Source organism: Lichenihabitans sp. Uapishka_5, assembly GCF_033947565.1.
Taxonomy (GTDB): domain Bacteria; phylum Pseudomonadota; class Alphaproteobacteria; order Rhizobiales; family Beijerinckiaceae; genus Lichenihabitans.
The window spans coordinates 1-4,863 of the sequence record NZ_JARPVX010000143.1; the positions used below are offsets into that span (position 1 = coordinate 1).

General features: G+C 61.7%; 4 protein-coding genes. 2 read left to right on the plus strand and 2 right to left on the minus strand.

All coding sequences use genetic code 11. The features are described from left to right. The first annotated feature begins 174 nt into the window (after positions 1-174). Positions 175-1,863: a diguanylate cyclase domain-containing protein gene (locus P7D22_RS22240; protein ID WP_319936439.1), complete on the plus strand. Its 1,689-nt coding sequence runs from the start codon at positions 175-177 to the stop codon at positions 1,861-1,863. A 93-nt stretch (positions 1,864-1,956) separates the two neighbouring features. Here the strand turns inward: P7D22_RS22240 and P7D22_RS22245 are convergent, their stop codons facing one another. Continuing rightward, positions 1,957-2,640, minus strand: a complete 684-nt coding sequence (locus P7D22_RS22245) for a DJ-1/PfpI family protein (RefSeq protein ID WP_319936440.1) — start codon at positions 2,638-2,640, stop codon at positions 1,957-1,959. Between the two features lie 75 nt (positions 2,641-2,715). On the opposite strand from P7D22_RS22245, the gene P7D22_RS22250 reads away from it, so the two are divergent. Continuing rightward, complete coding sequence (locus tag P7D22_RS22250) at positions 2,716-3,663, plus strand: GlxA family transcriptional regulator (RefSeq protein WP_319936441.1); 948 nt, start codon at positions 2,716-2,718, stop codon at positions 3,661-3,663. Positions 3,664-3,976: 313 nt separating this feature from the next. Here P7D22_RS22250 and P7D22_RS22260 read toward each other — a convergent pair whose 3' ends face one another. Continuing rightward, the gene (locus P7D22_RS22260; protein WP_319936442.1) at positions 3,977-4,729 is read right to left on the minus strand and encodes an IS6 family transposase; all 753 of its coding nucleotides are present in this window, start codon (positions 4,727-4,729) and stop codon (positions 3,977-3,979) included. Between the last annotated feature and the right edge of the window lie 134 nt (positions 4,730-4,863).

The following is a 4,863-nucleotide window of genomic DNA, read 5'->3' on the forward strand; positions in this document are numbered from 1 at the left end:
CTCGATACGCCGCCTTCAAACCACCGTCGTCACCCAGTTTCCCACATAGCTCGGCGTTGCGGAGCTTCAGGTCTACGCAACGGCAAGGCACTCCTCAGCCGGTTTGTTAATCCAGATCCCCTAAGCTTTGTCCTAGTGGATGATGAGCGCCGAATGCGGCAAGGCAGACGAATAATGCGACGTTATCAGGATGCGCTCGAAGCGCTTCCTGAGGCGATCGCCATTTTCGATGAGGATGACCGCTTCGTATTCTGGAATCAGCGCTTCACTGAAATTTATGGCATGGGTATCGACCTGCGGGTCGGAACGCGCTTCGCTGACCACCTGCGACATTGCATCGTGCAGGGCTTGGTCCCAAGCGCTGTCGGGCGCGAAGAGGCGTGGCTGGCCGAACGCTTGTCTCGGTTCGCCGATGCTGAAGGTGCGCACGAGCACCGCCTGACGAATGGTCGTTGGGTGCGAGTGCAGGATAGGCGCCTCGCGCATGGCGGCCGTATCGGCATACGGGCTGACATCACGGAGGCGCGGGAGCGCGAAGAGTCATTCCGCCTCCTGTTTGATGCCAATCCTGTGCCGATGATTGTGTCTGATGTGCAGACTCATGAAATCATCGCCGTCAACGACGCGGCTGTTGCGTTCTACGGCTACGCGCGTGAGCAATTCTTGAAACTGAGGATCCGCGACATCAGGCCCGAGCACACGTCTGGCGAGATCGCTGCATTCATCCAGAATAATATGGTCGGATCGATGACCGCAGGTGCGATCGTCACCCATTGGACAGCCGGCGGTAAAGAAAAACTGGTGCGGATGGCGGGCTGCCGCCTTGATTACGGCGGTCAACCGGCCGTCCTGGCGGCCATCTTCGATTTGACCGAGCAGCACAGAGCAGAGCAGGAAGTCAGCAGCGCACGCATCTTCCTCACAGAGATCGTTGACCAGGTGCCGGTGGCCGTGTTCGCGAAGGACCTGGAGCATGAGGGTCGGTTCGTCATCTATAATCGAGCCAGTGAGACGCTATTCGGTCGCACACGCGCCGAGGTGATCGGGCGCACCGATGCTGAAGTCTTCGGTGCGGAAGTTGCTGCGCGCTTCGCTCCGCAAGACGAGGTGGCGCTGCGAGTCGATAAGGTCGCGACGTTCGAGGACGAGATCATTCACCGGCCAGACGGAAGCGAGCGCTTCCTGCGCACTCAGAAAGTTGGGTTGAGCGATCGGCCGGAAAATCCGCCGCGGTACATCCTGGGCGTCTCTGAGGACGTCACGGAGCGCCGTGCCAACGAGGCCCGGATCGCGCATATGGCGCATCACGATGCCCTGACCGACCTGCCGAACCGCTTCCTATTTCACGAACGGCTCGCATCCGCCCTGGTGCGACGCCGCGACGGTGAGTGTTTAGCCGCGATCTTCCTTGATCTCGACGGCTTCAAGGCGGTGAATGACACTCATGGGCACGCGATAGGCGACGACCTGCTGAAGCAGGTGGCCGACCGGCTCCGGGCTGCGCTACGGGCTTGCGATACCGCAGCTCGCTTCGGCGGCGACGAGTTCGCGATCTTGCAAAGCGTCATGAGCGAGCCTGGTGAGGCGGCTTGGCTCGCGGGAAAGCTCGTGGCGACGCTCAGCGCCCCTTACCAGGTTGGCACGCGTGACCTGAAGGTAAGCGCCTCGGCCGGCGTCGCCCTGGCCCCGTTCGATGCCGCTGATCCAAACCTGCTGCTTGAGCGCGCCGACGCAGCGCTGTATCGAGCCAAGCGGGAAGGCAGGAACACCTTTCGTTTCGCCAGCCCGCATGTCCCTAGCGGCGAGACGAACACATATCCTAGTCTGATCGAAAGCGGCGCTCGCATGGGGCGAAACCGCTGAATGACGCACCGCCGCTCCGGTCTGCTTTGGGCCGATCCCAGCTATGGCGTGGTGCATCACCCTTGAATTTTGCACTATCCAGCTATCACCCGACTATCGGCGCTTGGCTGCAACCACCTCAACCCTCCGGCGGTTCTCGGCCATTGCAACCGCCATCCCTTGGGTAACAGTGGCGAGCACAGCAGGGGGAGCAAGATCAGGTCGCCCAGCCTCAAATGGCGGAGCGGGTGCATATTCAAGGCCGAGTTGAATAGCTTGAGCAACCTCGATGCCGCGTAGTTCTTCGATCAGGGTCAGAGCGAAGTCGATGCCGGCAGTGACGCCGCCCCCTGTGATGATGTTCCCGTCCCGCACAACGCGACCGGCATCGGGAATGGCATCGAACAGCGGTAGCAGATCTCGCCATGCCCAGTGGCAGGCCGCCTTGCGGCCGGAAAGCAAGCCTGCTGCTCCAAGGATTAATGAGCCAGTGCAGACCGACGTGATGTAGGTCGCCATTGCCCCGAGCCGTCGGATCTGTTCGAGGAAGCGGTCGTTCTCCAACGCCTGATAGCAACCTGAGCCACCCGGAACGCAAAGCACGTCGCAGCTTGCGACGCCTTGAAGGTCCGTGAGTTGGGAGAAAACCAGACCGTGCGAATTGACCGGTTGGGCCTCCATCGAGGCCACCACAATCGTGGCGTCGGGAACGCGCACCAGAAACTGATGCGGACCAGTGAAGTCCAGCTGGGTGACGCCGTCGTAGATCGGCATGACGATGGTTAGGGGGCGGGTCATGAAAACTCCTGTCCCGCCAACCATGCCATGTAGCTTTTATGGCGCAAAAGACGTAATTCCCTTATTATACGCCACATGCACCGGATCGCGTTCTTCCTCTCTCCCGGCTTTCAGATGCTCGACCTAGCCGGGCCGCTATGCGCGTTCCAAAGCGCGATGCTGACGACTGAAGCAAAGGCCTACGACTTGCGAACGCTTTCCGTCGAAGGGGGGCTGGTCGCCAGCAACAGCGGTGTCGGAACAACAACCCAACCTGCAGGAATAGATGCAGCCGACACCCTGATCATGGTCGGAGGAGACATTGCACCCATGCTGGATGCTCAGCAGACAAATGCTTTCAGGGTCGCTGCATCCGGGGCTCGGCGGGTGGCGAGCGTCTGTACCGGGGCGTTCATGCTGGCTGAACTCGGTCTGCTGAACGGTCGAACTGCGACGACGCACTGGCAACAGGTTGCGAGATTACAGCGTGATTATCCCCGTGTACGCGTGGAAGGCGACCGCATTTTTGTGGCCGATGGATGGGCTTGGACGTCGGCCGGCATCAGCGCCGGCATCGACTTGGCTTTGGCGATCATCGAAGCCGATTTGGGTCTGGCAGCATCGCAAAGCGTCGCCAGGGATTTGGTCGTCTATCATCGCCGCAGCGGAGGACAGTCGCAGTTCTCGGCGCTGTCGGATTTGGACGGGGAGACGGATCGCATACGCGCCACGTTGCGCTTCGTGCGAGAACATATTGCCGAGCCGCTGCCGGCAGAACGACTGGCGGAGGCGGCCTGTCTCAGCCTTCGTCATTTCGGCCGCGCGTTCAAGCGTGAGACCGGCGAAACACCTGCAAAGGCTGTTGAGCGGATTCGCGTTGAGGTTGCTTGTTTGCGGATTGAGCAGGGAATGGAGCCTATCGAGGTTATAGCAAGGTCAGTCGGCTTTTCTGATTCGGAACGCATGCGCCGGGCGTTTGTCCGCCTGTTTGGAATCCCGCCTCAGGGGTTCCGGCGCGCGACACGACACAATCGCGTGGTGTAGGACCGCACGGGTGCAAAAGTCTTGAGTGATGCACCAGATGATGGCAGCTTCCGACCCGACGCGGACGTCCAGGCGCGTGCGTTTCGCACCCAGAAGCAGTCGCTCAGCGACCTTCGGACCAAGCGATCGCGTCGGCACCAGCCGGTAGGATCATCGGGCAGTTGGGATCGGTCGCTGCACGGAAAACCGCCTCCGCGACGTCCTGCGCCGTAGTCACCTCACCACTCGCGGCATGCTGCTGCATGACAGCCATCGTCTGGGGCCTGTCGCAAAATCCCGATCAGGTTGTAGATCGCCTTGGAAGCGCTGATTTTTACGCTTCGTTAACCTCCGGAAGTCCGAAGCAGAGCCCGAGCATTCGGTTCTGCTCGATGACGGTCCAGGCGCCCGCGAAGCCGAAGCCCTTGCGCAGCCACAGCATGCCTTCGAAGCCCTGGATGGAGCGCCGCGCCGTGTTGAAGCTCTGAAAGACGCCCACGCGCGGCATGTTCTTTTTCAGCCGGAAATGGTCGCTCTCGATCCCCTGCTGGAGGTGCTTGGTCACGTGGTGGACGGGGTCGCGCGCCAGTTGGCCCTTTTTCCGAGCCGCCGCAATGGCGCCCGGGTAGGTGCTGGCCCCATCCGTGCCGATCCGGTCGGGCGACAACAGGGGGCCGTCCTTCAGCATCTTGCGGAAGAACCGCTTGGCAGCGTCGAGGTCGCGTTTGGCGGTGAGCAGAAAGTCGACCGCCTCGCCGTGCTTGTCGATGGCACGGTACAGGTAGCGCCACTCGCCCCGAATGCGGACGTAGGTCTCGTCGACGCGCACCGACCCGCAGTGGGACTTGCGGAAGGGGCGCAGCCGGCGCTCGATCAGCGGCGCGTAGGCCAGCACCCAACGGTTCACCGTGCTGTGGTCGACCTCGAGGCCGCGCTCGAGCAGCAGCTCCTCGATGTCGCGGTAGCTCAGCGGGTAGCGCAGGTACCACGACACCGCCTGGACGATCAGCCCCGCCTCGAAATGGCGGCCCTTGAAGTCGTCCTTCGATCGGCGCTTCAGCTTGGCGGCGATGGCGGACAGGATCATGGCGAGCCTCCGAGCAGGAGGCGGCAAACTCGGCCGACATGGCTAACGACTCGTTAACGGCAGAGATTGCGACAGGCCCTTCTCGGGCACGAGGCTGTAGCGTCCCTCCACCCACACATAATGTCCGAGCTTGT